This is a genomic window from Saccharopolyspora sp. NPDC002376, from assembly GCF_053593195.1.
The window spans coordinates 19,897-46,838 of record NZ_JBSFBZ010000014.1; the positions used below are offsets into that span (position 1 = coordinate 19,897).

At 68.6% G+C, this 26,942-nt stretch carries 29 protein-coding genes and 1 pseudogene; 23 read left to right on the top strand and 7 right to left on the bottom strand.

All coding sequences use genetic code 11. The features are described 5' to 3' along the window. Positions 1-34 precede the first annotated feature (34 nt). Both ACWCO2_RS12220 and ACWCO2_RS12225 read right to left on the bottom strand, forming a co-directional pair. Entirely contained in the window at positions 35-604 is a 570-nt protein-coding gene (locus ACWCO2_RS12220) for a class F sortase (RefSeq protein ID WP_450127786.1), read from the bottom strand. Positions 605-651: 47 nt separating this feature from the next. After that, on the bottom strand, positions 652-1,305 hold the full coding sequence (locus ACWCO2_RS12225; RefSeq protein ID WP_450127787.1) for a DUF4142 domain-containing protein: 654 nt from the start codon (positions 1,303-1,305) through the stop codon (positions 652-654). Between the two features lie 199 nt (positions 1,306-1,504). Between ACWCO2_RS12225 and ACWCO2_RS12230 the strand changes: the two genes are divergently transcribed. After that, positions 1,505-2,248 (top strand): STAS/SEC14 domain-containing protein, encoded by a 744-nt coding sequence (locus ACWCO2_RS12230; RefSeq protein ID WP_450127788.1) that lies wholly within the window; start codon positions 1,505-1,507, stop codon positions 2,246-2,248. A gap of 49 nt (positions 2,249-2,297) precedes the next feature. Here the strand turns inward: ACWCO2_RS12230 and ACWCO2_RS12235 are convergent, their stop codons facing one another. Then, a complete protein-coding gene (locus ACWCO2_RS12235) occupies positions 2,298-2,492 on the bottom strand; it encodes an alpha/beta fold hydrolase (RefSeq protein ID WP_450127789.1) in 195 nt (64 codons plus the stop codon). Between the two features lie 121 nt (positions 2,493-2,613). Between ACWCO2_RS12235 and ACWCO2_RS12240 the strand changes: the two are divergent. The 9 genes and pseudogenes from ACWCO2_RS12240 to ACWCO2_RS12280 form a co-directional block, all read left to right on the top strand. Beyond that, positions 2,614-2,778 (top strand): annotated as a pseudogene (locus ACWCO2_RS12240) (response regulator); the annotation flags it as partial. Positions 2,779-2,824: 46 nt separating this feature from the next. Further along, the gene (locus ACWCO2_RS12245; RefSeq protein ID WP_450127790.1) at positions 2,825-3,751 is read left to right on the top strand and encodes a ketopantoate reductase C-terminal domain-containing protein; all 927 of its coding nucleotides are present in this window, start codon (positions 2,825-2,827) and stop codon (positions 3,749-3,751) included. Between the two features lie 118 nt (positions 3,752-3,869). Then, positions 3,870-4,739, top strand: a complete 870-nt coding sequence (locus tag ACWCO2_RS12250; protein ID WP_450127791.1) for a universal stress protein — start codon at positions 3,870-3,872, stop codon at positions 4,737-4,739. A gap of 178 nt (positions 4,740-4,917) precedes the next feature. Continuing rightward, positions 4,918-5,655, top strand: coding sequence for an acetate uptake transporter family protein (locus ACWCO2_RS12255; RefSeq protein WP_450127792.1), 738 nt, complete (start codon positions 4,918-4,920; stop codon positions 5,653-5,655). 109 nt (positions 5,656-5,764) lie between these two features. Next, positions 5,765-7,003 carry a site-2 protease family protein gene (locus ACWCO2_RS12260; protein WP_450127793.1) on the top strand — a complete coding sequence of 413 codons (1,239 nt, stop codon included), beginning with the start codon at positions 5,765-5,767 and terminating at the stop codon, positions 7,001-7,003. 6 nt (positions 7,004-7,009) lie between these two features. Next, complete coding sequence (locus ACWCO2_RS12265) at positions 7,010-7,444, top strand: DoxX family protein (RefSeq protein ID WP_450127794.1); 435 nt, start codon at positions 7,010-7,012, stop codon at positions 7,442-7,444. Positions 7,445-7,514: 70 nt separating this feature from the next. Continuing rightward, a complete protein-coding gene (locus tag ACWCO2_RS12270; protein ID WP_450127795.1) occupies positions 7,515-7,730 on the top strand; it encodes a universal stress protein in 216 nt (71 codons plus the stop codon). Positions 7,731-7,860: 130 nt separating this feature from the next. Further along, positions 7,861-8,265, top strand: coding sequence for a universal stress protein (locus tag ACWCO2_RS12275; protein WP_450127796.1), 405 nt, complete (start codon positions 7,861-7,863; stop codon positions 8,263-8,265). A gap of 52 nt (positions 8,266-8,317) precedes the next feature. After that, the gene (locus ACWCO2_RS12280) at positions 8,318-8,683 is read left to right on the top strand and encodes an RNA-binding S4 domain-containing protein (protein ID WP_450127797.1); all 366 of its coding nucleotides are present in this window, start codon (positions 8,318-8,320) and stop codon (positions 8,681-8,683) included. Positions 8,684-8,770: 87 nt separating this feature from the next. Here the strand turns inward: ACWCO2_RS12280 and ACWCO2_RS12285 are convergent, their stop codons facing one another. Next, a complete protein-coding gene (locus tag ACWCO2_RS12285) occupies positions 8,771-9,901 on the bottom strand; it encodes a damage-control phosphatase ARMT1 family protein (protein WP_450127798.1) in 1,131 nt (376 codons plus the stop codon). 207 nt (positions 9,902-10,108) lie between these two features. Between ACWCO2_RS12285 and ACWCO2_RS12290 the strand changes: the two genes are divergently transcribed. Continuing rightward, positions 10,109-10,360 carry a hypothetical protein gene (locus tag ACWCO2_RS12290; RefSeq protein WP_450127799.1) on the top strand — a complete coding sequence of 84 codons (252 nt, stop codon included), beginning with the start codon at positions 10,109-10,111 and terminating at the stop codon, positions 10,358-10,360. Positions 10,361-10,431: 71 nt separating this feature from the next. After that, positions 10,432-11,181, top strand: coding sequence for an enoyl-CoA hydratase-related protein (locus tag ACWCO2_RS12295; RefSeq protein ID WP_450127800.1), 750 nt, complete (start codon positions 10,432-10,434; stop codon positions 11,179-11,181). A 3-nt stretch (positions 11,182-11,184) separates the two neighbouring features. Here the strand turns inward: ACWCO2_RS12295 and ACWCO2_RS12300 are convergent, their stop codons facing one another. Continuing rightward, a complete protein-coding gene (locus ACWCO2_RS12300) occupies positions 11,185-11,655 on the bottom strand; it encodes a GbsR/MarR family transcriptional regulator (protein WP_450127801.1) in 471 nt (156 codons plus the stop codon). A gap of 122 nt (positions 11,656-11,777) precedes the next feature. Between ACWCO2_RS12300 and ACWCO2_RS12305 the strand changes: the two genes are divergently transcribed. Beyond that, positions 11,778-12,263, top strand: a complete 486-nt coding sequence (locus ACWCO2_RS12305) for a DUF6653 family protein (RefSeq protein ID WP_450127802.1) — start codon at positions 11,778-11,780, stop codon at positions 12,261-12,263. 279 nt (positions 12,264-12,542) lie between these two features. After that, a complete protein-coding gene (locus ACWCO2_RS12310; protein ID WP_450127803.1) occupies positions 12,543-13,136 on the top strand; it encodes a GrpB family protein in 594 nt (197 codons plus the stop codon). A 151-nt stretch (positions 13,137-13,287) separates the two neighbouring features. On the opposite strand, the gene ACWCO2_RS12315 is transcribed toward ACWCO2_RS12310, so the two are convergent. Next, a complete protein-coding gene (locus ACWCO2_RS12315) occupies positions 13,288-13,584 on the bottom strand; it encodes a LysR family transcriptional regulator (RefSeq protein ID WP_450127804.1) in 297 nt (98 codons plus the stop codon). Positions 13,585-13,713: 129 nt separating this feature from the next. Between ACWCO2_RS12315 and ACWCO2_RS12320 the strand changes: the two genes are divergently transcribed. The 9 genes from ACWCO2_RS12320 to ACWCO2_RS12360 all read left to right on the top strand — a co-directional run bounded on the left by ACWCO2_RS12320 (position 13,714) and on the right by ACWCO2_RS12360 (position 25,870). Next, positions 13,714-15,111 carry an FAD-dependent oxidoreductase gene (locus ACWCO2_RS12320; RefSeq protein WP_450127805.1) on the top strand — a complete coding sequence of 466 codons (1,398 nt, stop codon included), beginning with the start codon at positions 13,714-13,716 and terminating at the stop codon, positions 15,109-15,111. A 23-nt stretch (positions 15,112-15,134) separates the two neighbouring features. Next, the gene (locus ACWCO2_RS12325; RefSeq protein ID WP_450127806.1) at positions 15,135-16,223 is read left to right on the top strand and encodes an NAD-dependent epimerase/dehydratase family protein; all 1,089 of its coding nucleotides are present in this window, start codon (positions 15,135-15,137) and stop codon (positions 16,221-16,223) included. Positions 16,224-16,295: 72 nt separating this feature from the next. Beyond that, positions 16,296-16,610, top strand: coding sequence for a hypothetical protein (locus ACWCO2_RS12330; RefSeq protein ID WP_450127807.1), 315 nt, complete (start codon positions 16,296-16,298; stop codon positions 16,608-16,610). A 138-nt stretch (positions 16,611-16,748) separates the two neighbouring features. Continuing rightward, on the top strand, positions 16,749-18,236 hold the full coding sequence (locus ACWCO2_RS12335) for an FAD-dependent monooxygenase (RefSeq protein WP_450127808.1): 1,488 nt from the start codon (positions 16,749-16,751) through the stop codon (positions 18,234-18,236). 199 nt (positions 18,237-18,435) lie between these two features. Beyond that, on the top strand, positions 18,436-20,163 hold the full coding sequence (locus ACWCO2_RS12340) for an NAD-dependent malic enzyme (protein WP_450127809.1): 1,728 nt from the start codon (positions 18,436-18,438) through the stop codon (positions 20,161-20,163). Positions 20,164-20,165: 2 nt separating this feature from the next. Beyond that, positions 20,166-21,635 (top strand): class II fumarate hydratase, encoded by a 1,470-nt coding sequence (gene fumC, locus ACWCO2_RS12345; protein WP_450127810.1) that lies wholly within the window; start codon positions 20,166-20,168, stop codon positions 21,633-21,635. 163 nt (positions 21,636-21,798) lie between these two features. Further along, the gene (locus ACWCO2_RS12350; RefSeq protein ID WP_450127811.1) at positions 21,799-22,551 is read left to right on the top strand and encodes an HAD family hydrolase; all 753 of its coding nucleotides are present in this window, start codon (positions 21,799-21,801) and stop codon (positions 22,549-22,551) included. A gap of 8 nt (positions 22,552-22,559) precedes the next feature. Then, complete coding sequence (locus ACWCO2_RS12355) at positions 22,560-24,944, top strand: glycoside hydrolase family 65 protein (RefSeq protein ID WP_450127812.1); 2,385 nt, start codon at positions 22,560-22,562, stop codon at positions 24,942-24,944. Positions 24,945-24,952: 8 nt separating this feature from the next. Then, on the top strand, positions 24,953-25,870 hold the full coding sequence (locus ACWCO2_RS12360) for an NAD(P)H-binding protein (RefSeq protein WP_450127813.1): 918 nt from the start codon (positions 24,953-24,955) through the stop codon (positions 25,868-25,870). A 137-nt stretch (positions 25,871-26,007) separates the two neighbouring features. Here ACWCO2_RS12360 and ACWCO2_RS12365 read toward each other — a convergent pair whose 3' ends face one another. After that, a complete protein-coding gene (locus ACWCO2_RS12365) occupies positions 26,008-26,925 on the bottom strand; it encodes a Vgb family protein (protein WP_450127814.1) in 918 nt (305 codons plus the stop codon). Positions 26,926-26,942 lie beyond the last annotated feature (17 nt).

The following is a 26,942-nucleotide window of genomic DNA, read 5'->3' on the forward strand; positions in this document are numbered from 1 at the left end:
ACTGTCCGGATACAACGCCGTTGAAGCGAGGTGGCTACGCCGGGACGGCGTACGCGACGATGTTGTCCTCGTACTGCCGGATGCCGTCGTCGAACCGCCCGCCGCAAGTGATCAGGACCAGGCGGGAACGGCCGGTGCGCTCGAACACGTCCGGCGGCAAGAAGTCCTTCGGGTAGCTGCGCAGCGCCGCGATCCGGTACCGGGTGGTGCGACTGGCGGAGATGACCTCGACGACATCGCCCGGCTCGAGTTCAGCCACCTTGAAGAACGCACCCGGACCGGCACTGCGGGTGTCGACGTGCCCGGCCAAGACCACTGTGCCGGCCCGGGATCCCGGTGCAGCACCAGCACTCCACCAGCCGACGACAGCTGGCGACTCGGGCACGTTCAACTGCTGGTCCGGCCCCAACAACACCGGCTGCACCGGCGCGTCGACGCCCACCGACGGCAACCGCATCCGCTGCGGCACCTCGCCCTCCGGTACCGGCTCCAGCACTTCCCGCGTCTCAACGGGATCGGATGGCGAATGCGCGGGTGGCACCGTTCCTGAGTGCGGCAGCGAGGGCCCGGACAACGAGTACCCCAGCCCTGCTGCCGCAGTCACGAGTCCGAGCGCGAGCAGCACTCCAGGTGTCCAACGACGCCAAGAACTCACCTGAACCGCCGGCGCAGCAACACCACACCAGCGCCCAAGGCGATCGCCAAGCCACCAGCCATCAGCCCCAAGCCGATGGTGCTGGACTGAACTCGTTCGGCCAGGCCACCGGTCCCCGTGTTCGCGCCCTTCGGCGGAGCTTCAACGGTCTTGGCCGCTTCCTGCGCGTGGTTCAGGTGTTTGAGGACCACCGGGAGGAAGTCCTTCGCATAGGCCTGCACGTCCGCATCCCCACCGGAGCCAATCTCGGAACGCGTCTGCGCAGCCGCCTCTTCGTGCCCCGAGATCTGCGCCTGCAGGTAGGTGGTGTCGAAAGCGCCGCCCGCCGCGCCCTCCAACTCGTGCCCCTTGCTCTGCTGCTGCGCATTCGGCGACGACGGAAGCGTCACGCCCTTCCGACTCGCCCACTCCTCCAGCTTGCTCTTCGCCTGCTGATGATCAGCGAGCGTCTCCTGCGCCAGCGACCGCACCTCCGGTGTGGTGGCCTTCTTCAGCGCGAGCTCGCCGATCGTGATCTCCGCCAGGTTCACCTGCGCGACCTGCGCCATGAACGAACTGTCCTGCTCGGACAACGCACCCGACGACTGCATCTGCGCCGCCGGAAGCGGAACCGCTTGCGCCGCAACGCCGGGCGCGGCCAACACCGTCATCGCGACCGCACCACCAACAGCAGCCACAGCGCACTTTCTCATCCCGATCACGTCCCCCCCCAGTAAAGAAGCATTTCCAAGCCGGATACCCCACACCCCACCGCGAAAACCCCTGCGCCCGACATCAGTCTGGAGGGCGGAGGGCCGTTAGCTGGGTGGGGTGATGTGGCGAATACTCGGGTGGCGAGGGGGTGTCGAGATGCTCGAGAAGATCGCTGACGTGCCTGCTGGGATCGATGCGGTCAAGGCCGTGGGCAAGCTGTCGAAGGAGGACTACGAGACGGTCCTCGAACCGCTCTTCGACGCCGCGCGCCGGGAGAACCGGCGCATGCGGCTGCTGTACCAGGTCGGCCCGGAGTTCCAGGGCATCACCGCGGGCGCGGCGTGGGAGGACGCGAAGGTCGGGTGGGGATACATCCGGCTGCTCGAAGGCTGCGCGGTCGTGACCGACATCCGGTGGATCGCCGAATCGACCCGTCTGGCGAGCTTCCTGCTGCCCTGCCCGGTGCGGATCTTCGGCAACGACGACCGGGACGCGGCCGTCGAGTGGTTGACCTCGCTCCCCGAGGGGCCAGGCGTGTCGCACCGCATCATCCCCGAGTCCGGAGTGCTCGTGGTCGACGTCGAAGAACCGCTCCGCGCACCCGACTTCGAGGCCCTGGCGCACACCGCCGACGCCTGGCTCGACCAGCACCGCGACCTGCCCGGCCTGGTCATCCACGTTCGGGAATTCCCCGGCTGGGAGAACATCAAGGGCTTGCTGCAGCACATGCGCTTCGTCCGCGACCACCACCGCAGCGTCAAGCGCGTGGCGCTGGTCGCCGACAGCAAGCTCGCCGGGCTCGCCCCGCACCTGGTGAACCACTTCGTGCAAGCGGAAGTGACCAGCTTCGGCTACGACGACCTCGACGCCGCCATCGCCTGGGCAGCCGGTCCGGCCTGAGTCGATCCGTCGGCGGTGATGCCGACAGATCGACGTTGTTCGGGGTTGCCTAGCGCACCGTGTCCCGGGCCTGGGCGAAGAACGCCGTCAGCTGGTCGACCACGAACTCCGGCTGCTCCTCGGGGATGTAGTGCCCGCTGCCGGGGACTGCGACGACGCGCACGTCGGCGCCCTTGTCTGCCATCTGCTCCCGCAGCAGCGCATAGGTGTCCTCCGCGGCCAGGGTCAGGATCGGAGTCGTCACCGGCGGTTAGGTCGCGACGTCCTGGCGCATCGCCTGGTACCAGCGGTTACCCGCACGGATGGCCTGGGGCGAGTCGTAGGCGTGGGCCGGTGGGTGCGACGCGACTGCTGGCTGGTCCGGGATGATCCTGGAACCGGCGGCGGACATCGAGGTGGTCGGCGAGGCGGGCGACGGAGGCGAGGCGATCACCGCCGCCGCGAAGCACCGTCCGGGCGTGGTGTTGATGGACGTCTGGATGCCGGGCGTGGACGGGCTGACCGCGCTCCGGGAACTGCGGCGTTCCCCGAACGCGCTTCGGGTGATCATGCTGGCCACGTTCGACCTCGACGACTGTGCACACCGCGCTGCGCGGTGGCGCGACAGGGTTCCTGTGCAAGGGCCGCGCGGTCGAAGTGTCGTTGCCGCGCAACAACTTCCCGCTGCTCCCCGCGCCGGATTACCTCTTCCTCCCCGGAGGGATCGGCATCACGCCCATCCTGCCGAGGCTGACGGCGGCGGTCGAGGCGGGAGCCTCGGCGACGTTGGTTTACGCAGGCCGGTCGCTGGCCACCATGCCGTTCGCCGACGAACTGCGCGTTGCCCACGGCGAGCGGGTGCGCATCCACGCCACCGAGGAGCGCGGCAGGCCGGACTTCGCCGCGCTGGCGGCCGAGCTCAGCCCTCGAGCGCTGGTGTACTGCTGCGGTCCCACGCCGATGCTCACCGCAACCGCGCTCGCCGACGACGCGATGGCGGATCTGATCGACCGGCACCGGACGGCGATGTTGGCGCTGAGCCGGGAAGTGTGCGGTGTCGCCGAAGTGCTCGGGATTCGGGTCGAGTCGTTCGATGCCTTCGACGTCAAGGCATCCGGCCCGGATGCGGACGCCAGCACGAGCGACGCCGCCTGCGACGACCTGACCGCGTGGCTGCGCGCTCAGTCCAGGGACCGCAGCGGGATCTGGCGGGACATCGCCGTGCGCCGACGGCCAACGGAGGTCACGGCCGAGTACGACGATCTCTTCGTCGAAGCCGCGGCGAAAGGTCTTCAGGCGCCGGTGCTCCGAGCAGTGACCGCCGGGTTGCGTGCGCCCGGCAGTTGGGCACCGACCTGCGCGAAACCGCAGTCGGCGGCGCCAGCGACGGAAACCTCGTCCTCGACGCCGGGATCCCGGTCCTGGACGGCCTCGGAGCAGTGGGCGCCGGAGCCCACGCCCGCGACGAACACGCCACCGCCAGCGGCATGGTCGAACGCTCAGCCCTGGCCGCAGGGGTGCTAGCGGCCTTCGCTTGAGCCGACGCCCCGTTGCCAGCCGATATCCGAGGGGATCGGCTGGCAACGCTGGGCCTGCGAGCCCGGCGTCGAGCCGACATCCTGGGGCGCGGGGGGTGGCGGATATGCGTGGTTCGCGCTCGGCCGAGGTCGTCGCTGGGTTCGACGGTTCTGCTGGATCGCAGCGGGCAGCGAGGTGGGCCGCGCTCGAAGCAGCCACCAGGAAGCAGCAGTTGCTGCTGGTGCACGCGATCGCCGTTCCGCTGGAGCAGTTCACCCGGATCCGTCTCCCCAGCGAAGTCGTCGGGCCCCAGCACAACGCCGCGGAGCAGGCGTTGGAGGACATGGCTGCCGAATGCCGGCGTCGGTTTCCCGAGCTGGGCGTGCGGACCGTGGTGCGCATAGGGGTTCTGGCCACCGTGCTGCGGGATGTCGCCGCCCACGCCAGCGTCATCGTGCTCGGCTCGCCCGAGTTGAGCCGCACCCGTCGCGTGCTGCTCGGTTCGACCGCTGCCGAAGTCGTGCGCACCGCTACCGCACCCGTGATGGTGCTGCGCGACGAACGCGATGGTGAACGAGCCGAAGCACCGGTGTTCGAACGGATCGTCGTCGGCGTGGACGGGTCTGAGTGCAGCTCGCGGGCAACCGGATTCGCCTACGACTTCGCCGACCGCCACGGCGCCGAGCTGACGGCGGTCCTGGCCTGCACCTCCCCCGACCTGGGGCGTGAGCTCGAGCCCGGAGTTGTCGACGACTGCCGCCGGGAGCTGTCCGAAGCGCTGGCGGGCTGGCGCGAGCACTACCCGGACGTCCGCGTGAAAGAGCAGGTGACGACGTCCGAACGTCCAGCTGAAGCGCTCCTCTCCGCCGCCGTCGACGCGGACCTGCTCGTCGTTGGCACGCGCGGACGCGGCGCCATCCGCTCCACGCTGTTCGGCTCGGTCAGCCACACCGCGGTGCACTACGCACCGTGCCCCGTCGCCGTCGTTCGCTGAACCGGTTTCGAGGACTTTCGCCTCCTCGACCCGCGGAGAACCCCGGAGAGATCCTGGGTTGGCTTGATGCGCGCAGCAATGCTGTCCATCAGCGTCCTCCCGAGGCTGCGCGACTCGACATGGGCAGCGTTCCCCGGCGCGTGTTCGTCCGCTGGGCTCGACCGGTTGGAGGCTCGTGATGTCGCAGAAATCCACTCAGGACACGGCGCGAACGGACGAGCCGAACGACGTCGTGGAGACGAGCGCTCGCCAGCAGGAACACACCCAGATCTCGCTGTCCCCCGTGGCACCACCATCGATACTCGGGCTGTACGGCTTCGCCGCGGCCGCCTTCATGGTGTCGGCCAACCTCGCCGGCTGGTTCGGCAACAGCGGCTCCCCCCTGGTGCTCTTCCCGTTCGCGATGGCGGTGGGTGGATTCGCGCAGTTCCTGGCCACGACGTGGTCCTTCCGCGCCCGCGACGGGTTGGCCACCGCCATGCACGGCGTGTGGGGCTCGTTCTGGATCGGCTACGGCATCTACATGACCCTGGTCCTCGCAGGGCTGCCCGCGCCCGCTGCCTCACCGGTCGCCCAGGTGGCCTTCGGCTACTGGTTCGTCGTCCTCGCCGCCATCACCTGGGCCGGAGCGGCAGCCGCCACCGCGCACAACGCAGCGCTGACCGGTTTCCTGACCACGCTCGCGGCCGGATCCACGCTGTTGGCGATCGGCTTCGTCGCCTCGCTGCCCGCTCTGGTGCTGATCGGTGCGGTCCTGCTGGCCGTCTCCGCGCTCTGCGCCTACTACACAGCCACCGCACTGCTGCTGCAGAGCAGCCTCGGCCGCCCCGTCCTCCCGCTGGGCACGAGAACCCGCCCCTCCGCACCGATCGACCACGAGGTGGCCGCAGAACCCGGCGTCCAGCACGGCCAATGAGCAGCCTTGGTGGACGGCGTCCTCCGGTCGGATAGTGGAAGTCGACGGGGTTCCGGTTCGCCGGGCCGTCCGGGCTCGGCCATCACTCCGCGGGTGGGAAGTGGCTCAGATGAAGGAAACGATTCCGGTGGGGCGCTACGCCGGGGTGCGGATCGGACTGCACTGGAGCGTCATCGGCATCCTCGCGCTGGTGGCCATCAGCCTCGGCGGTTATGTGCTCCCGGCCGACCTGCCCGGGCACTCACCGGTCGTCTACGCGGTCATCGGCATCGCCGCGGCGGTGCTGCTGGTCTGCTCGGTTCTGGTGCACGAACTCGCGCATTCAGTCGTCGCCCGGCGCAACGGCGTTGCAGTGGAGGGCATCACCTTGTGGCTGCTGGGCGGGGTGGCTCGGCTGCGGGGCGAGGCGCGCACGGCCGGGGCCGACTTCCGGATCGCGGCCGTCGGCCCGGCCGCCAGCGTGGTGCTCGCGCTGGTGTTCGGCGCGGGCAGTTGGCTGGCCGTCGAGTTCGACGCCGATGAGCTGATCACGGCCGTGCTCGGCTACCTGGCGGTGCTCAACGCCGTGCTGGCGGTGTTCAACCTGATCCCCGCGGCCCCGCTGGACGGCGGCCGGATCCTGCGGGCGGTGCTGTGGGCCTGGCGCGGCGACCGGTTCCGGGCAGCGGTGTGGTCGGCATGGGCTGGACGCGGATTCGGGTTCCTGCTGATCGCCGCCGGTGTCGTCGAGGTACTGGCGCGCAGCACCGCTGGTCTCTGGTGGGTGCTGATAGGGCTGTTCGTGGTCAACATGGCCTCCGCCGAGGAACGGCAGGCGCGCATCGGTCTCGCGCTGGCCGGGATCAACGTCGGGAACGTGATGTCCACCCCGGTCGAAACCGTGGCGGCCGGGCAGTCGGTGGAGCAGTTCTTCCGCGACTCCGCCGTCACGCACCGGCACTCCACGTTCCCGGTGCTCGACGAGCGCGGTCAGCTGAGGGGGCTCGTGACGCTCCACGACCTCCGTTCCGTCCCGGTGCAAGCCCGCAGCGGAACCGCGCTGCGCCAGGTGGCCCATCCCGTGGCGGAGATCGCGACGGCCGAGCCAGGAGAGCCCTTGGCTCTCGTGCTGTCTCGCGTGAGCGAGGTCGGCCGCGGCCGGATCCTCGTCAGCGAGCACGGCAAACTCCGCGGCATCGTCTCGCCCTCCGACATCACCCGCGTGCTAGCCGACCACAGCCTCACCGCCACCCTGCCCACGGGCGCCGACCTCAGCTGGGAACCGGACACGAGACCACCACCGCCGAACTGGTGGTTCCCGGGGCAGCAACGGTCCACGCCACCAGCCCGAACGCCCGAAAACGGGTGAGGAACCATGAGCATTCGAATGCGCGTGATGGGCACGACCGCCCCGGCAGCGGTGGTGCTGATCCGGATCGTGGTGGGCGGGATCTTCCTGTCCGAAGGCATCCAGAAGTTCCTGTTCCCGGCCAAGCTGGGCCCCGGGCGCTTCGCGGCCCAGACCCCGCTTCCAGCCCCGGCGGTGTGGGCCTACCTCGATGGCGCTTTCGAGATCGGCTGCGGAATCCTGATCATCATCGGCCTGCTGACCAGGCTGGCGACCCTGCCCATGATCGTCAACATGATCGGCGCCGAGGTCTTCACCAAGGTGCCCGTGCTGCTCCACCAGGGGTTCTGGCAGTACGCCAGCGACGCCCGCGCCGAACTCAGCCAGCTGTTCGGGCTCGTCTTCCTGCTCATCGTCGGCGCAGGCACCTGGTCGCTGGACGCACGCCTGACCTCCCGCTGAGTGCTACTCCTGCGGCAGATGCGGGTACCCGGAATGCTCGTGCTGCGAATGTGAGGCTGAGGACTTCGCCATGTCTGCTGTTGTGGTGGGTGTCGACGGTTCGGACAGTTCCGCTCGCGCGGCCGAGTGGGCGGCGGAGGAAGCCGATCGCCGGCACGCCCCACTGCACATCGTGATCGCCAACGACGACCCGATGCGCGCCGAGGAGGCCGTGCAGCGGCCGCCGAAGTCGGGACCGCCCGGCCGGTCGAGGTGCTGGTACGCCAGAGCTCGGAAGCTCATCTGATGGTCCTGGGCGCCCGCGGACTGGGCGGTTTCACCGGTGCGCTGCTGGGCGCGGTCAGCCTCGGCGTCGCCGCCCGCGCGTCCTGCCGCGCAAGGACGTCCCGGCGACCTCGGGCCCGGTGGTGGTCGGCGTGGACAGTTCGGAGTACAGCCGGGTCGCACTGGAGTTCGCGTTCGACGCCGCAGCCCGGTTCGGTGCTGATCTCGTCGTGTTCCAAGCCTGGTACGAGGAGAGCCTGCTCTACACGCCGCTGGAACCGAGCTACCGCGACGAGGTGGAGAGCAAGATCCGCCGGTCGTTGAACGAAGCGACCGCAGATCTGCGGGAGAAGCACCCGGAGGTCGTGGTCCACGAGGTCACGCAACGCGGCCACCCGGTCGCCAGGTTGACCGAGGCCGCCCGCGATGCGCGCCTGCTCGTCGTGGGCAACCGAGGCATCGGCGGATTCCGCGGCCTGTTCCTCGGCTCGGTGGCAGCAGGCGTGCTGCACCACGCTCCGTGCCCGGTGGCCATCGTCCGCAACGCAGATTCATGAACAACAGCCGGTCGGCGGACCACCTCGGGGTGACGTGCCATCATGTAGTGCTGTGGAATCCACCCGTGTCGACCGCTGGTTGTGGGCCGTCCGTCTGACCAAGACCCGGCCGGACGCCGCTGCGGCCTGCCGCGGCGGGCACGTGCGCGTCAACGACCGCCCAGCCAAGCCCGCGACCACCGTGTCCCCCGGCGACGAAGTCCGGGCGCGCGTCGGTGACCGGACCAAGACCGTCGAGGTGGTTCGGGTGATCCTGCGCCGCGTCGGCGCGGCCGACGCCGCCACCTGCTACATCGACCGGACCCCGGCCCCGCCGCCGGAGTCCGCAGCGCCGGTGGCCCGCCGCGAACGCGGCGCCGGACGCCCGACGAAGCGAGACCGCCGGATGATGGACAAGTTCCGCACCAACGGCAACTGACCGATCAGGCGGGCTGTGATCTGGGGCGCCCAATTTTAGGGAAATTTGGACTCCTCGAAACCTCAGTTCCGCCAAGCGAAAGCGCGATCAGGCGGGCCGGGCGGTCTGGATGAGCGCGTGGGAGCCACTGGTCCGCCAGGTTCCCTCCCCCAGCTGCGCGACGGTCGCGTCGTCGAGGCCGACCACTACCTCGGACTTCAGGACCCGCAACGCGGCCACCGGACTCGGGAAGTACGACACCGCATCGTCGAACGGCGTGGTGGCGGGCCAGTACTGGTCGCCGACCAGGCGCCGGTAGTTCAGGTCGCCCTTCAGGATGGTGACCTCAGCGGAGGCGAGTTCCTCCCGCAGGTCATCCGGCATCGCGCGGTAGTCCAGCGGTGCGCAGAAGAACGGGTGCGCACGCACCTCGATCCGTCCGCCCCGCACGCCCTCCCAGACCCGCTGCCCGATCGCACTGACCTCACCGGGGAGTTCGATCAGATGCCGCAGGACGCCGAGCACATCGGCGGGCGTCGCGTCGGAGACGTAGTACGGGGTCGGCTTGACGTGCAGGACGACGCGGTCCGCGCGACGGGTCGTCAGCAGGTGGTCGATCAGCGCCAGGTCAGCGGCGAGCTCACCAGCGGAGTTGTCGGCCACCAGGTGGACCGGACCGGTCGTGTCGAACAACGACCAGAACTCCTGGCTGTCGCCGCTCACCAACCCCGCAGCCCCGGAGATCCCGGTCGACAGCTGAAACGCTAGGTCAGCCTGGTTGCCCCACACCGCAGCCTGCACCACGGTGGCGTCGCGCTCGTCCGGCGCCAGTCCGGGGAGGGCGTCGAAGGCTTTGAGCGTCTCGGTGTCCGCAGCGCTGCGGAGCTCGGCAGTCTTCATCGGCGCGAAGGGATCGACACCGCACCACGGCCCGGGCGCGAAGTACCCGACGGCGTCGAGCAGCCTGCGGAAGAAGTAGCTCTCCGCCCACAGGAACGGAGTCTCTTCCCACGGCCTACTGACCCACTCGGAGGTCCAATCCGTCCATCGGTCGTGGTCAGGCGCCTCGGCGTTGAGCGACGCGACAGCTCCGGTCGTCGTCTCGCACAGCAGTTCCGCCAGCTTGCTCCGCACATCGGCGCCGTAGGGCGTCGCGGCGCACAGCTGCTCGATCATCGCGGGGTGCCGCTCGTGAAAGACCTTCCATGCGAACGAACCAGGCTCGCCAATCGTGATCATCGGCGCTTCGAACCCCACAACTGCTCCCGTCTAGTCCGCGGTCGGGTCACTCCGAAGCGTACGGAACCCCAACACGCCAGCTCAGTGCACTACTCAGGCCATGTGCATGGGCATGATTGAGTAGTTCACCTCGCCCGTGGAGATGGTGTCGGCCATCACAGTGGATGGCAGGCCACCAGACATCCACCGACGAATCGGAGTGTGACCATGTCCCATTCCCACGACGCTCCGCTCGCGTCCTGCCTCCTGGACGAACTGGACCGCCGCGCCAAGCTCGCCGAGCTCTGCATGAACCACGCGCTCGAACAGCAGCGCTGGGACCTGGTGCAGCGGCACCGCCGCGAAGCACTCGTCGTCCAAACCGAGATCAACCGCCGCCTGGACGCCCTCGAGGACTCCCCCGGCCACGTCGGAACCCGCCTGGGCGAACTGACCGACGACGCGGTCGGCTTCTGCTGAGCAACGGAGAAACTCGCACCGGCACTTAGAATCCCGGCTTGAATGCAAGCGCCGAGCTGAGGAGTGACATCGTGGCGGTGCGGGTGGAGCGGAAGGGCGCGGTCCAAGTCCTCACGATGGACCGGCCCGAGCGACGAAACGCCTTCGACGGCGCGATGACCCAGGCCCTGGACACCGCGCTGAACGAGTTCGAAGACGACGACTCGGTTCTGGCCGCGGTCCTCACCGGCGGCCCGGACTTCTTCTCCGCAGGAACCGACATCCGTGTCTGGGCCGGCGAACCCACCGAACGCGGTGGCCCGTACGGCATCGCCAAACGCCAACTGCGCAAACCGCTGATCGCCGCGGTCGAGGGTGCCGCGGCCGGCGGCGGGTTCGAGATCGCACTGGCCACCACGATGATCGTCGCCTCGCGAACGGCGTACTTCTCGTTCCCGGAAGTTGGCCTCGGCCTGATCGCCGAATGCGGGGGCCTGTTCCGAGCCCCACGAGCCCTCCCCCTGAACATAGCCAGGGAACTGCTCCTCACCGGAGAACCCCTCGCAGCCCAACGCGCATACGACCTGGGCCTGGTCAACCGCCTGACCGAACCAGGAGCAGCCCTCCCCGAGGCCCTCTCAATCGCCGAGCGGATCGCCGCCCAAGCCCCGATCGCAGTCCAGGAAACCCTGCGCGCGGTAGAAGCTGCCTACCCAGCGGATGACGAAAACCTCTGGCTCGAAACATCCACCGCCAAAGAACGAGCCCGAGCATCAGCCGACGCAACCGAAGGCGTCACCGCCTTCCTGGCAAAGCGACCCCCACACTGGACCGCCACCTGATCGTCAGCCGTGCTCGGCGGCGTACTTCTCGCGCCAGGTGTCGATGAGCGGGACCAGCTGCTCGGTCATGTAGGCGTAGAAGTCCCTCATCTCGTGCAGTCGCCGCGCCGTGGGCCCCTCCTCGCCCGTCGCATCGAGGCCTTCCTGAGCCGAAGCGGCCATGACCTGCAAAATCGCGTTCTGCTGTGACATCAGGCCCGCCCAAGCGCCGCGCCGGAAGCGGTAGTGATCGCGACGGCTGCCCGGAGCAGGAACCCGTTCGATCAGGCCGAGCGGGATCAGCTGCTTGACCGCGGCGGACACCGCTCCTGAGCTGATGGCCAACTGATCGCGCAGGTCAGCGGCGGTCATGGAGTCCTGCTCGGTGTAGAGCAACGCGGTCATCACCCGAGCGGTCGTCTTCTGCATGCCGCCCTGCGACAGGGTCAGCGCCAGCTTCTCGGCGGCGTCTCGCAATCGCTGCTCGGTATCCACGCACCAGAGACTATCAACGAATCCCCAACGTTCAGACCGTTCACAAATTTCTGAACATTCTATACGGTCATGGCAGTGGAGATGCGCACCGCATGTCCCGTCGTCGAAGGAGACGCACAGCCATGAGCGCGAGCAACGTGGTGGCAAAAGCCCACGGCATGACCGATGAGACGTGGAAGCGGCACGCCAACCCGTGGAGCGGGTGGACCCGCTTCGCCGCGATCCCCGTCTTCGAGCTGGCGGTCTGGAGCCGCGACTGGATGGGCTGGTGGTCACTCGCCGGCGTGGGCGCAGTCCTGGTCTGGCTGCTGTGGCTAAACGTCCGCCTCTTCGGCCCAGTCGAACCGAACAACTGGGCAGCCCGAGGCATCTACGGCGAAAAGCTCCACCTCGAAGGAAAAGTCCCAGCAGCGCACCGAATCGTGCTTCGCCTCCTGATAACGGCCGGCCTGATCGGCTTCGCCCTCATCGCCTGGGGCCTCATCACCCTCGACATCTGGCCGCTGGTCCTCGGCACCACCGTGCTCATCCTCTGCCAGCTGTGGCGAATCGACCGCTACGGCCTGCTTTTCGAACAACACCAGAACTCAACCCAGCAGAACCACTGACCCCCTCGGCGTAGTCCGGGGAAACGTCATCCACAACGTTTCCCCGGACTACGCTTCCCGGTGATGCCGCGGGCCGTGATGGTCGCTGGGCCTCCTGCGGTGGTGAGGATCTTTCCGCCACCGCTGGTGACCTTCTCGCCGTCGAAGACGATCCGGTCGCGCTGCCATGGATCATCAACGCCCTGACCCGATTCCGCGCTGCACTCGAATCACTCCGCCAGTTAGACGCCCGGCGTGTGGTTCAAAGCCGCTGAGCCGGGACGTTGGTAGCGTCGCCGCATGCCGCCTGCCGTCGTCGTCGACCACGATCCAGCTTGGCCGGCCCGAGCGCAGCAGCTCCTCGGCGGGGTGCGGTCGGCGTTCGCGTCTCTCACCGGGGCCGAGCACTTCGTCTACGAGCACATCGGCTCCACCGCGGTACCGGGCCTTGCCGCCAAGCCGATCGTGGACTTGCAGGTGCGGATGCCGTCCTTGCCGGATCTGGCGGAACTCGCCGACGTCCTTGCACCGACGCCCTTCGTCCCTGCTCACGGCGCACGGCAAGATTCCCCGGGCGTTTATCGGGACACTCCGAGGCCAGGCGATCGCACTGATGCCGCGCTCTACGAGAAGCGGCTCTTCCACGCTCCCACCGAAGCCGCCATCCTCCACATCCGGCGAACCGATTCTCCGTTCGCGGCGTTCGTCGTTGAGTTTCGCGATTGGCTGCGACACCACCCCGACCAGGCAAGTCGCTACGAACAGATCAAGCGCGCCCTGGCCGAGCACCATGCGGACGCGCCGGACTACGACGACTACACACGGGCGAAGTCCGCGTTCCTCAACGAGATCCAGCCGCAGATGCGCGACTGGGCGCGGAACCGAACCACCTGACCGGCCAGGTCAGCTTCGGTCGAGGGCTGCGACGAGTCCGGCGAGGTCCTTGCGGTGGGAGTTCGCGGGCCACGCTGCCCAGGTGCGGCGGACCAGTGGGTGGCCGGCGAGGGGTAACCAGGCCAATGAGTCCGGGATCGGCCAGGCCCAGTCAGGCGGCGCTAGGGCGAACGCTCCGCCCGCCGTCACCGCGGCGAACTTCACCCACGTGCTTCGTGAGCGCCGCGACCGCTTGGTCGTGCCGGGCGAGCACGGCTCGCGCCTCGGCCAGGAGCGTCATGCCGGCTTCGGTGGGCTGCACGCCGGTGCTGCGGCGTACCAGCAGCTGGATGCCGAGCTGCCGCTCCAGCGCGGTCACCGTCTGCGACAGCGCGGGCTGGCTGATGTGCAGCTTCCGGGCCGCTGCGGACAGGCTGCCTTCCTCCACCACGGCGACGAACGCACGCATTTCCCGCAGCTCCACTCGACCATCACACCACGGCGCTCTAAGCAGCGCTTATAGCCGTTCCCGCAAAGACGTCTGGCCGAACGCCGGGAAAACCGCCACCGTGGGAGTTGTCGACGGAGGGGGACCGCGATGAACGACACCGACCGGCTGACTGCGTCGCACACCAACTCGAAACGGCACGCGGACGTGCTCGTGATCGGTTTCGGCAAGGGCGGCAAGGTCGTCGCCGCGAAGCTCGGCGAGCTGGGCAAGCGAGTCGTGCTGGTGGAACGGTCCGAGCACATGTACGGCGGCACCTGCCCGAACGTGGGTTGCGTGCCGACGAAGGCGCTGGTGCACCATTCCCGCAAGCGCCGTCGCGACGACCTCCCACAGGAGTGGTACGAGCGGTCGGTCAACACCGTGCAGGAGCTGACCGCGTTCTTCCGCGCTGAGAACTACAACGCTCTCGACACCACCGTGACCGTGGTGACCGGCAAGGCTGTGCTCCTCGATCCGCACACCGCCGCAGTCGGCGACCTGACGATCACCGCCGACACGATCCTGATCAACACCGGCTCCGAGCCGATCATCCCGGACGTCCCCGGTCTGCGGCTGAGCAAGTACCTGCGGACCAGCACGGAGCTGATCGAGTCGACCGCGCTGCCGACCCGGCTGGTCATCGTCGGTGGCGGGTACCTCGGCATCGAGTTCGCCTCGATCTACCGCCAGTTCGGCTCGCAGGTGACGCTGCTCGAGGCCGCACCGAAGATCCTGGGGCGCGAGGACGACGACATCGCCGCTGCCGCCGCGGAAATCCTGGGCGACGAAGGGATCGAGATCGTGCCCGGCGTGAACGTCGTCGAGGTCATCGACGACAACACCGCCGCGACTGTCGTCTACGAGGTGAACGGTGAGCGGCGCGAAGCGCAGGCCGACGCGATTCTCGCTGCTGCAGGGCGAAAACCAGCGACCGATGAGCTCGGGTTGGAGGCCGCCGGCGTGCGGGTCACCGATCGCGGTGCGGTCGAGGTCGACGAGCACCTCCGGAGCAGCCAGCCGCACATCTTCGCGCTCGGCGACGTCAACGGCGGACCGCAGTTCACCTACATCTCCTTGGACGACAGCAGGATCGTGCTCGACCAGCTCATCGGCGACGGCAAGCGCAGCAAGACCGACCGGGTCGCCGTGCCGCACACGCTGTTCATGACTCCGCCGCTGGCCACCGTCGGGCTGACCGAGCGGGAAGCTCGCGCCGCCGGTCGAAACGTGACGATCGCCAAGCAGCCGGTGTCGGAGATCGTGGCCATGCCACGCGCTTACGCCGTGGAGGAGACCCGCGGACTGATGAAGTTCGTGCTCGACGCCGAGACCGAGGAAATCCTGGGCGCAGCTCTGCTCAGCGTCGACGCCCAGGAGCTGATCAACACGGTCGCGCTCGCCATCCGGCACGGGCTGAAGGCGGCTGACCTGCGGGACGCGATCTACACGCACCCGAGCTCAACCGAGGCGTTCAACGACGTGCTCGGCGCGCTCACCGAGGAATGACCTGCGCGGGAAAGGGTTTTCACATGCCGAACAAGGTGCTGGTCATCGGCGCGAGTGGTCTGCTCGGGGTCGCCGCGATCGAGAAATTCCGCACCGCGGGCTGGGACGTCGTCGGGGCCTCCCGGCGCACGCCCCAGCTGCCCAGCGGTCGGAACATCGAGTTCCTACCGGTCGATCTGCGCGACGCCGAAGCCACCCGCGCCGCCTTCGAACCGCTTACCGACGTCACGCACATCGCCTACACCGCTCTGCACGAGAAGCCCGAACTCGTCGAGGGCTGGTCCAGCGAGGACCAGATCGCGACGAACAACGCCATGCTCCACAACGTGGTGGAACCGATCGCGTGCAGTGCCAACAACTTCCAGCACATCAGCATCCTGCAGGGCACGAAGGTCTACGGCGTCCACCTGCACCCGATCCCGATCCCCGCCCGCGAGCGCGACGCCCACCGCGACCACGACAACTTCTTCTTCGACCACGAGGACTACGTGCGGAAGATGGGCGCCGAGCACGGCTTCGCCTACACCGCGCTGCGACCGCAACTGGTTACCGGCGCCACCCCGGGCGCGTTGAACGTGCTGCCCGCGATCGGTGCTTACGCGGCGATCCGCCGGGAGAAGGGCGAGCCGTTCGGGTTTCCCGGCGGCCCGTCGTTCGTCTGGGAAGCCGCCGATGCCGACCTCGTGGCGGACGCGATGGTCTGGGCCGCCCGCTCGCCGCTAGCTGCCAATGAGGCGTTCAACATCACCAACGGCGACGTGTTCGAGTGGCGCAACGTGTGGTCCGGGCTGGCCGAAACCCTCGGCGTCGAGGCCGGGCCGGACGCGCCGACCAGCGTGACCGACTACCTCGCGGACAACGCCGAGGTCTGGGACCGGATCGTCGCCAAGCACGGGCTGCGATCCGCCGATCTCCACAAGTTCGTCGGCCACGGCGACCAGCACGCAGACTTCGCATTCGCCTACGGCGCAGCAGAAGGGCCGCGCGCGTTCGTGAGCACCATCAAGCTGCGCCAGGCCGGGTTCGACAAGGTGGTGGACACCGAGGACGCCTTCCGCAACGCCTTGCAATCGCTGATCGACCGCAAGTTCCTCCCACCCGCGAAGAGTTGATGCGCAAGGGTTTTCGATGAACACCGCGTACCTGATCATCGGAGCCGACGACGGAGTGAGGGGGCGAGAACGGTGAGCGCGCCACGCCACGAGCCCGACCGCGGGTTCGAGCAACGCGGGCCGATGTTCTGGCTCCCGCCGGGCGGCTTCGACAACGGTGTGCCCGCTTCGGCATGGGCTGAGCTCGCCGACATCGGCGCGAACCAGCTCGCCGACGTGCTGTTCACCCTCGCCGAAGCGCGCATCGCCGGCTACGTCGCGCACCCAGCAGGGCGGCGCGCCACCGGGAAGTACCGGTTGTGGGTCGACACCCTGCAGTACCGCCATGCCGAAGACCTGCTGATGGACGTGTTCCGCGCGCACGACCACCGCGAGAACGGCGCCTGACCTCACACCCCGCATCAGCGCTCCGGCCGCCGCACCCTCGCTGTTCGACCATCTCCGGGAATGGGTTTTTCCTTTTACCACCAGGGAATTCACCGCCTCGCCGAGCATCACCTCCCAGCCGGGGCGACACTCGGAGACGTGGCTAGCGGCTCTGCTGACGGACACGGGACGCCGATCAAGGACGTTCTGCTGATCGGGGCTGGCCCGACCGGACTCATGCTCGCGAGTGATCTCGCCGAATCCGGCGTCGACGTCGCTGTGCTGGAGCGGCGCGAGCACGAATCCAACCTGAGCCGCGCCTTCGGCGTCCACGCGCGAACGCTGGAGCAGCTCGATGCCCGGGGCCTGGCCGATGAACTCATCAGCACCGGCACGCCGATCGCGGAAATGCGTCCCTTCAGCCGCATCCGCATCGACTTCTCCAAGCTCCGAACGCGCTTCCCCTTCATCCTCATAACCCCCCAGTGGCAAGTCGAGCGCCTCCTGCTGCGCCGCGCCCAGAACGTGGGCGCGGAGATCCGACGCGGGGTTCAGGCCACGGGGGTGCGGCAGGACCCGGCTGGCGTGCACGTCGACGTGCGCTTGCCGGACGGCACGGTGGACACACTTCGGGCCCGCTACGTGGTCGCCACCGACGGAGCGGGCAGCATCGTCCGGCAGAACCTGGGGATGCCGTTTCCCGGTAGACCGGTGGTCACGTCCGTGTTGCTGGCCGATGTGCTCCTCGAGCGTCCGCCGGGCGAAGTCCTGCACTTCGCTTCGAACGAACACGGTTTCACCTTCGTCGCCCCCTTCGGGGATGGCTGGTACCGGATCATCGGCTGGGACCGGCAGGCACAGCTGCCCGACGACGCCCCGGTCACGTTGGACGAGGTTCGGGAGATCACGGCGCTTACAGTCGGCGACGACCTCGGGATGCACGACGCGCGTTGGCTTTCCCGCTTCCACAGCGACGAACGACAGGTACCCCGCTACCGGCAGGGGCGGGTGTTCCTCGCAGGCGACGCCGCGCACATCCACTCGCCCATGGGCGGCATGGGCCTGAACACCGGGATGCAGGACGCCGTCAACCTCAGCTGGAAGCTGGCAGCCGTGGTGCAGGGCTGGGCTGACGACCCGTTGCTGGACAGCTACCACGTGGAGCGCCATCCGGTGGGGCGGATGGTGCTGCAGGTGAGCCACGCACTCCTCACCGCCGTGATCACCCGGTCACTGCTCGTTCGCACCTTGCGGGCTGCGGTGGCCGCCGTGGCGCATCAGCTGGGCGTGGTGGAGGCGCATGCGGCACGCAGCATTTCCGGCATCGGGATCGCTTACCGCGCCCCTTGGTGCTCTCATCCGCTCGCCGGGCGCCGAGTACCGGACCTCCGTCTGGCAGGCGAACCAGCTCGGCTGTACGAGGCGTTGCGCCAACGCAAGTTCGTGCTGGTGGGCCGGGACGCTGCTGTTGTTGCCGAGCCGTGGACGGATCGAGTGGTGGCGACTTCCCCAGCCGGCGATCTGCGCTTCACCCTTCTGGTCCGACCCGACGGCTACGCTGCGTGGGCGGCCGAAAGCCCCAGCGTCGATGAGGTGCGCCAGATCCTGAAACTCTGGCTGGGCGAACCAGGCCCCCACCAGGCATGAAGGGACCGCGCTTCGGTCAGCCGTCCGACTGACCAAGACCCGGCCGGACGCCGCCGTGGCGGGCACGTGCGTTCGAGCGCTTGTGCACGGGGGCCTTTCGTCCCCTTGGCCAGCCGGGGGCCGACTGGTTTCCCTGGATACGTGTCCCAGCTGGTGAGCCTGCCCGCTGGAAGTCGCGCACGAGAAGGGGATGCGGATCATGTCGGCGAGGTCGGGCCAGGAGACGGTCGAGGCGCGGATCCCGCAGCAGGTGTCAGGTGGTGGTGTCGTCACGACGGCGCGAGGCCTGGACGTCCTGCGGAACCCGTTGCTGAACAAGGGGACTGCTTTCACGCGGGGTGAGCGGGACAGCCTGGGATTGCACGGACTGCTGCCCTCGGCTGTCACCACGATCGAGGAGCAGGTTCAGCGGGTTTACCAGCAGTACCGCGCTCAGTCGAGCGACCTGCTCAAGAACGTGTACCTCACGGCGCTGCACGACCGGAACGAGGTGCTGTTCTACCGGCTGCTCAGCGAGCACCTGAGGGAAATGCTGCCCATCGTCTACGACCCGACCGTGGGTGAGGCGATCAAGCAGTACAGCCACGAGTACCGCCGCCCGCGCGGGGTGTACCTGTCCATCGACGACGTCGACGGGATTCCCCGGGCGTTGGCGAACTCCGGGTCGAGCGCCGAGGAAGTCGATCTGATCGTGGCCTCGGACGCCGAGGAGATCCTGGGCATCGGCGACTGGGGCGTGGGCGGCATCGACATCGCCGTGGGCAAACTGGCGGTGTACACGGCCGCCGCGGGAATCGACCCGGCTCGGGTCATCGCCGTTTCCCTGGATGCGGGCACCGACAACCAGCAGCTGCTCGACGATCCGTACTACGTGGGCAACCGGCACCAGCGGGTGCGGGGGCAGCGGTACGACGACTTCATCGACGCCTATGTCTCGGCCGCTACGCGGATGTTCCCCCAGGCGTTGCTGCACTGGGAGGACTTCGGCCCGGCGAACGGCCGCCGCATCCTGGAGAAGTACACCGACCGCATCTGCACGTTCAACGACGACATGCAGGGCACCGGCGCGATTGCGCTGGCAGGCCTGCTCGGGGCGCTCGAAGTGACGCGAGCGCCGATGCGCGACCAACGGGTCGTCATTTTCGGGGCTGGCACGGCAGGTATCGGCATCGCCGACCAGGTACGGGACGCGATGGTGAGCGACGGCCTCGACCGCGAGGCGGCGACCCGCCAGGTCTGGGCGGTGGATCGCCAGGGCTTGCTCACCGACGACATGTCCGACCTGCGGGATTTCCAGGTGCCCTACGCCCGGCCAGGTTCGGAGGTGGCCCAGTGGCGGCGCGACGACGGCGGGGTCGGGCTCGCCGAGGTTGTCGCCCGCGTGCGGCCGACGATGCTGGTCGGTACCTCAACCGCGCACGGCGCGTTCACCGAGGACATCGTCCGGGAGATGGCCGCGCACGTGCAGCGGCCCATCATCTTCCCGCTGTCCAACCCCACCGAACGCATCGAGGCAATGCCTGCCGACCTGATCCGCTGGAGTGACGGCAACGCCTTGGTCTGCACGGGAATCCCGGTCCAGCCTGTCACCCACGGCGGGACCACCTACGCCATCGGGCAGGCCAACAACGCCTTGCTGTACCCGGGGCTCGGACTCGGCGCGGTCGTCGCGAAGGCCCGGCGGGTCTCGGACGGCATGCTCCACGCGGCGGCCGAGGCGGTCGCCGGGATGGTCGACGCGCACACCCCCGGGGCGTCGCTGCTGCCCCAGGTGGACGACCTCCGCGAGGTCTCGGCCACCGTCGCCGCAGCCGTCGCCGACCAGGCCGCCGAGGAAGGCCTGGCCCGGGTCGAGCTGCACGACCCGCCCCGCCAGGTGCGCGAAGCGATGTGGCAACCCGTCTACCGCCCGGTACGAGGAGGCTGACCATGCCCGCCGAGCAGCAGCGCGCACCGCGGATCCACGACGTCCCGATCGGGATCGATGCCACCGGAACCCGGACCGAAACCGACTCGCTCGGTGAGGTCGAGGTACCTGCCGACCACTACTGGGGCGCGCAGACGCAGCGGTCGCTCATCCACTTCGACATCGGTGACGACCGCATGCCCAAGCCCGTCTACCACGCCTACGGCCACGTCAAGAAGGCCGCAGCCGCGGTCAACGCTCGCACGGGCCGTCTGGTGCCCTGGAAGGCCGAGCTGATCAGCCGGGTCGCCAACGAGGTCGTCGCCGGCGACCTCGATGCCGAGTTCCCGCTGTACGTGTGGCAGACCGGGTCGGGAACCCAGTCGAACATGAACGTCAACGAGGTGATCTCCAACCGGGCGATCCAGCTGCTCGGCGGTCGGCTGGGAAGCAAGGACCCGGTCCACCCCAACGACGACGTGAACATGGGCCAGTCCTCCAACGACACCTTCCCCACGGCCATGCACATCGCGGCGGTGCAGGCGATCGACACCGCGCTGCTGCCAGCCGTCCAGCGCCTGCGCGACGCCGCCGAGCGCAAGAGCGAGCAGTGGGCCGACGCGGTCAAGATCGGCCGCACCCACCTGGAAGACGCCACACCGCTGACGGTCGGCCAGGAGTGGTCCGGTTACGTCGGCCAACTCGACGACGCCGTCGATCACCTCCGCACCACCCGGTCCGGGCTGCACCGACTGGCGATCGGCGGGACCGCTGTGGGCACCGGGCTCAACGCGCCGCCCGCGTTCGGCGACGAGGTCGCCGCCGAACTCGCCGAGCTGACCGGCCATCCCTTCGTCAGCGCCCCCAACAAGTTCGCGGCCCAGGGATCGCTGGATGTACTCGTGCGCACCTCAGCGGCGGTGCGCACGTTGGCGACCGCGTTGTACAAGTTCGCCAACGACATGCGGTGGCTCGGCTCGGGCCCCCGCACCGGCCTGGGCGAACTGACCTTCCCGTCCAACGAACCCGGCTCCTCGATCATGCCTGGCAAGGTCAACCCGACCCAGGCCGAAGCCATGCTGATGGTGTGCATCCAGGTCATCGGCAACGACACCGCGGTGTCCATGGCCGGCGCGGAGGGAAACTTCGAGCTCAACGCCTTCCGGCCGATCGTCATCAGCAACCTGCTGCACTCCACCAGGATCCTGGCGGACATGTGCGACCACTTCCGCGAATACCTCGTCGAAGGTGCCCAGCTCAACAACGACCAGCTGGCGAAGAACATCGACAACTCACTCATGATGGTCACCGCGCTGAGCCCGGTCATCGGCTACGACGAGGCGTCCCGGATCGCCCACCACGCACTCGACGAGAACCTCACCCTCAAGGCCGCCGCGCTCGAATCCGGCGTCAGCGAGAAGCTCTACGACGAAGTGGTCGTCCCCGAGCAACTCGCCCACCCCGGCACGGCCAAGCGCCGTTCTTCGACCTGAGAACCTGTTTTTGAACTCGCTTTTTCGTGGCGGTGCGGGTAGCGGAACCTCAGCGTCCGCCTGGTCTGCGGGTGCCCTGACTTATGCATGCCCCGTACCTGGCAGACCACGGCCACGCGGCGGTCGACGTTTGGAGTCCTGCGTGCTTGGAAAACTTTCGAGCATGGGCCAATCCGGGCAGAGCCGCGTGGCACCAGAGCGGATCGCGGCCTGCCTCTTCGACCTCGACGGCGTGCTCACCAGCACCGCCGCGCAGCACATGGCGGCGTGGAAGCAAACGTTCGACGCGTTCCTGCAGGAGCAGGAGGGCACGCGCTTCTCGCCGTTCACCGAGGACGACTACCTGGAGCACGTGGACGGGCGGCCGCGGGCGGACGGTGTGCGGCAGTTCCTCGCTTCCCGCGGCATCTCCGTGCCCGAGGGGAATCACGACGACCCGCCGACCGCGGAAACGATCCACGGTCTGGGCAACCGGAAGAACCAGGCGCTGCAAACGATCATCCGAGAACGCGGGGTGACTCCGTATCCGGGCTCGGTGCGCTACTTGGAGGCGGCGCGGGACGCAGGGCTGTCCATCGGCGTGGTGACCTCCTCGGAGAACGGTGCATCGGTGCTGGATGCGGCGGGTTTGAGCCGCTTCGTGCAAGCGCGTGTCGACGGTCTGGTAATCACCGAGCAGCACCTGCGCGGCAAGCCCGAACCGGATTCCTTCCTGGCCGGGGCCCGGGCGCTCGGCGTCGCACCGGCCGAGGCTGCGGTCTTCGAGGACGCGCTGGCCGGCGTGCAGGCCGGGCGGGCCGGCGGGTTCGGGTGGGTCGTTGGCGTGGACCGCACTCACCACGCGGACGAGTTGCGGGCGCACGGCGCCGATGTCGTGGTGTCGGACCTCGCCGACCTCCTGGTCGCGGACCGCTGAAGCACAAGGTGGTGGACGACGTGAGGACTCCTCGACTACCGGGTTACGAAGTGGCCCCGTGGGAGCTGCGGTGGCGGTGGCTGGACCTGGACGCCCTGCGCCGCACCGAATCCACCTTCGCCCTGTCCAACGGCCACATCGGATTCCGCGGCTCGTTCGAGGAAGGCGAGCCGCGCGGCCTTCCCGGCACCTACCTGAACGGCTTCCACGAGCGACGACCGCTGCCCTACGCCGAGGCCGGGTACGGCTACCCGGAGGACGGGCAGACCGTGGTCAACGTGACGGACGGCAAGATCATCCGCTTGCTGGTCGAGGACGAACCGGTGGACATGCGCTACGGCTCGGCCCCGCACCACGAGCGCGCCCTCGACTTCCGCTCGGGGACGCTGCACCGCAACACCGAGTGGGTCTCCCCCACCGGTCGGCGCGTGCGCATCACCTCGGAGCGACTGGTCTCGTTCACCCAGCGCGCCATCGCCGCGATCCACTACGAGGTCGAGCCGCTGGACGGGAAGGTGCCGCTCGTGGTGCAGTCCGAGTTGCTGGCCAACGAACCGATCGAGCAGGAGGTCGACGATCCGCGCGTGACCTCCGTGCTGGAGAACGCGCTGGTCCCGGAATACGCCGTGGGAGAGGGAAACCGCGCCGTGCTGGGCCACCAAACCCGCCGGTCCGGCCTGCGCATGGCAGCGGCGATGGACCACGCGGTGTCCGCGCCCGGTCCGGTGTGGACGGAGAACCGGACGGAGGGCGACCTTGCTCGGCTGACCGCGGCCACCGAGGTGCCCCCGGGGCAGAAGCTCTCGCTGACCAAGTACGTCGCGTACGGCTGGTCCAGCCAGCGGTCCCCGCAGGCTCTGCGGTCCCAGGTGGAGGCCGCGCTGGCAGGCGCCCGGCAGAGCGGCTGGCAAGGCCTGCTCGACGAGCAACGCGCCTTCCTGGACGACTTCTGGGACGCCTCGGACGTGGAGATCGACGGCGACGCCGAACTGCAGCAGGCGGTCCGGTTCGCACTGTTCCACGTGCTGCAGGCCGGTGCCCGCGGGGAGACCAGGGCGATCCCGGCGAAGGGGCTCACCGGCCCCGGCTACGACGGGCACGCGTTCTGGGACACCGAGTCGTTCGTGCTGCCGCTGCTGACCTACACCGTCCCGGATGCCGCCCGGAACGCGCTGCAATGGCGTCACTCCACATTGGACAAGGCGCGGAACCGGGCTGATCAGCTCGGCCAGGCAGGCGCCGCGTTCCCGTGGCGATCGATCAACGGCGAGGAGTGCTCCGGCTACTGGCCGGCCGGTACGGCCGCGTTCCACATCAACGCCGACGTCGCCGACGCCACCGCCCGCTACCTGGCGGCCACCGGGGACGAGGAGTTCGAGGCATCCGCCGGGCTGGAGCTGCTGGTGGAGACGGCACGGCTGTGGACGTCGTTGGGACACCACGACGCGCACGGCCGGTTCCGCATCGACGGGGTCACCGGCCCCGACGAGTACACGGCCGTGGTCGACAACAACATCTACACCAACCTGATGGCGCAGCGGAACCTGCGCGAGGCGGCCACCCACTGCGAGCTGCACCCGGAACTGGCCGGCGCGCTAGACGTGGACGAGGAGGAAACGGCCCGCTGGCGGGACGCGGCCGACCGGGTCGTGGTGCCCTACGACGACGCGCTCGAGGTGCACTCGCAGTCCGAGGGTTTCACCAAGCACGCCCACTGGGACTTCGCGGGCACGCCCCGGGAGAACTATCCGCTGCTGCTGCACTACCCGTACTTCGACCTCTACCGCAAGCAGGTCGTCAAGCAAGCGGACCTGGTGCTGGCCATGTTCATGCGCGGCGACGCCTTCAGCCCGGAGGAGAAGGCCAGGAACGTCGCGTACTACGAGCCGCTGACCGTGCGGGACTCGTCGCTGTCCTCATCAGTGCAGGCGGTGCTCTGCGCCGAGGTGGGCCACCTCGAACTGGCCTACGACTACTTCGCCGAGGCGGCCCTGGCGGATCTGCACGACATCTACCACAACGTGCGCCAGGGCCTGCACATCGCTGCGCTGGCCGGTGCGTGGATCGCGGCGGTCGCCGGGTTCGGCGGGATGCGGGACCACGGCGGCGAACTGAGCTTCGCGCCCCGGCTACCGCCCGCGCTGAGCCGCATTTCGTTCCGGATGTGCTTCGCCGGCAGCCGGATCTGCGTCACCGTCCACCGCGACGAAGCGACCTACGCGCTGCGCCACGGCGAACCGGTGCAGACCTCGCACCACGGCCGTCCGATCCTGCTCACCCGAGGCCAGGAGATCACCATGCCGATACCACCGCCGCCGGAGAACCCACGTCCCCACCAGCCCGCGGGGCGCGCGCCGACCCGCCGTCGGCTCCGCTCGAGCCCCGGTGGTTGAGCTCTTCGATGACCACCGAACCCACGTATCTGATCACCGGCGCCGGCGGTGGAGTCGGCGGGGTGAGCCGGCTGGTCGTGGAACGCCTTCTCGCCGACCGGCGAGAAGTTCGCGCGATGGTCCACCACGACGATGACCGAGCTGAAGCACTGCGCTCGCTCGGTGCCGATGTCGTCGTCGGCGATCTCACCGATCCCGTGCACGTCGCCGCAGCGATCGACGGTATCGACCGCATGTTCTTCAGCATGAGCGTCTCGCCGGACTACCTCGAAGCGACCGCCGTCGTCTGCGCGGCGATTCGGGAAGCACCCGGCCTCGAAGTGCTGGTCAACATGTCGCAGATGACCGTCTCCCAGATGACGGCGACGAGCACCGAGGAATCCCGCCAGCAGCGCCTGCACTGGCTGGCCGAACACGTCGTCAACTGGTCCGCGGTCCCGGCCGTGCACGTCAGACCCACGGTGCTGCTTGAGAACCCGCTGTTCGCCGTGCTCGCCGCGAAGTCGATCCGCGACCGCGACGTGCTGGAACTGCCCTTCGGGACCGGCCGCACCTCCCCCATCGCCGCCAGCGATGTCGCCGACGTGATCACGACCGTTCTGCTCTCACCACAACGCCACATCGGCGCGGCATACGACCTGACCGGCCCCGAAACCTTGGACATCGACGAACTAGCCCGCGAGTACTCACACGCGCTAGGCCGTCCCATCACCGCTGCGCACGTGTCCTACGACGAGTGGTTCGACCAGCTGATGAGCGCAGACCTGAATCCTCACGTGCGCCAGCACATCGCCACGATGGCGAAGCTGCACCGCGACGGCCGCTACGACCGCTCCACCACCGACGTCGAGCAGATCACGGGCAGACCAGCCCTAACAGTGCAGCAATACGTCCAAGAACACCGCGAAGCGCTCACCGGACAGTGAGGATTCGTCTGGCTCCGAACGGACACTGCGCCAACTGTCGCCTTTGGACTGACCAGACATCATGTGTCCGAGTCGTTTTCGCAGTGCCATCTGGACCTCGCGGGCAAGTCCGATCACGCCGATGAGCTGACCGCGCTTCAGTCCGTTGGTTCGCCAGTCAGCGGCGTCAGGCGGGCGATGTATCCCGTTTCGAGTGCGACCCACAGTGCTCCGTCGGGGCCTGAGGCGATGCCGTGGGGTTCCGAGGCCGGGGTGGGCAAGGCGCAGGTCTCGATGTGCCCTTCCGGGCTGATGCGGCCGACGCGGCCCGAGCCCCACTCGGTGAACCAGCAAGCCCCGTCGGGACCCGCGGTGATGGCGTGCGGTCGGGCGGTCCGGTCGGGCAGCGGGAACTCGGTGATCCCGCCGTCCGTCGTGATGCGACCGATCTGACCAGCGCCGATCTCGACGAACCACAGCGCACCGTCGCCGCCGGGGGTGATGCCGACCGGGCCCGCGTCGGCGGTGGGCAGCGGATGCGCGGTGACCTCTCCCCCGGTGGTGATCCGGCCGATGGCGTTCGCCTGGTTCATCGTGAACCACAGCGCGCCGTCCGGACCGGCGGTGATCATCGATGGGAAACTCCCCGCCGTCGGCAGGTCGAACTCGGTGACCGCTCCGCCGATGGTGATGCGACCGATCTTGTCGCTGTTCATCTCGGTGAACCACAGCGCCCCATCAGGCCCCGCCGTGATGCCGAACGGCCCCGCATCGGGCGTGGGGATGCCGAAGTGCGCGATCGCACCGCCGGTCGTGATGCGGCCGATCCGATGCCCCTGCCACTCGGTGAACCACACCGCTCCGTCCGGACCGGTCGCCATGAGCGACGGACCTCCCGAGGGCGGGGCCAGCTGGTAGGAGGTGCACTCACCGCTGGGCCCGATCCGCCCAATCCGCCCTCGATGCACCTCGGTGAACCACAGCGCGCAGTCGGGCCCCGCAGTGATCCCGTACGGTCCCGAGTCGGACCCGCGGACTGCGTGCTCCGCGATCGATACCGCCAGACTTCCCGTCACGAAGCCGCTCCCTGGTC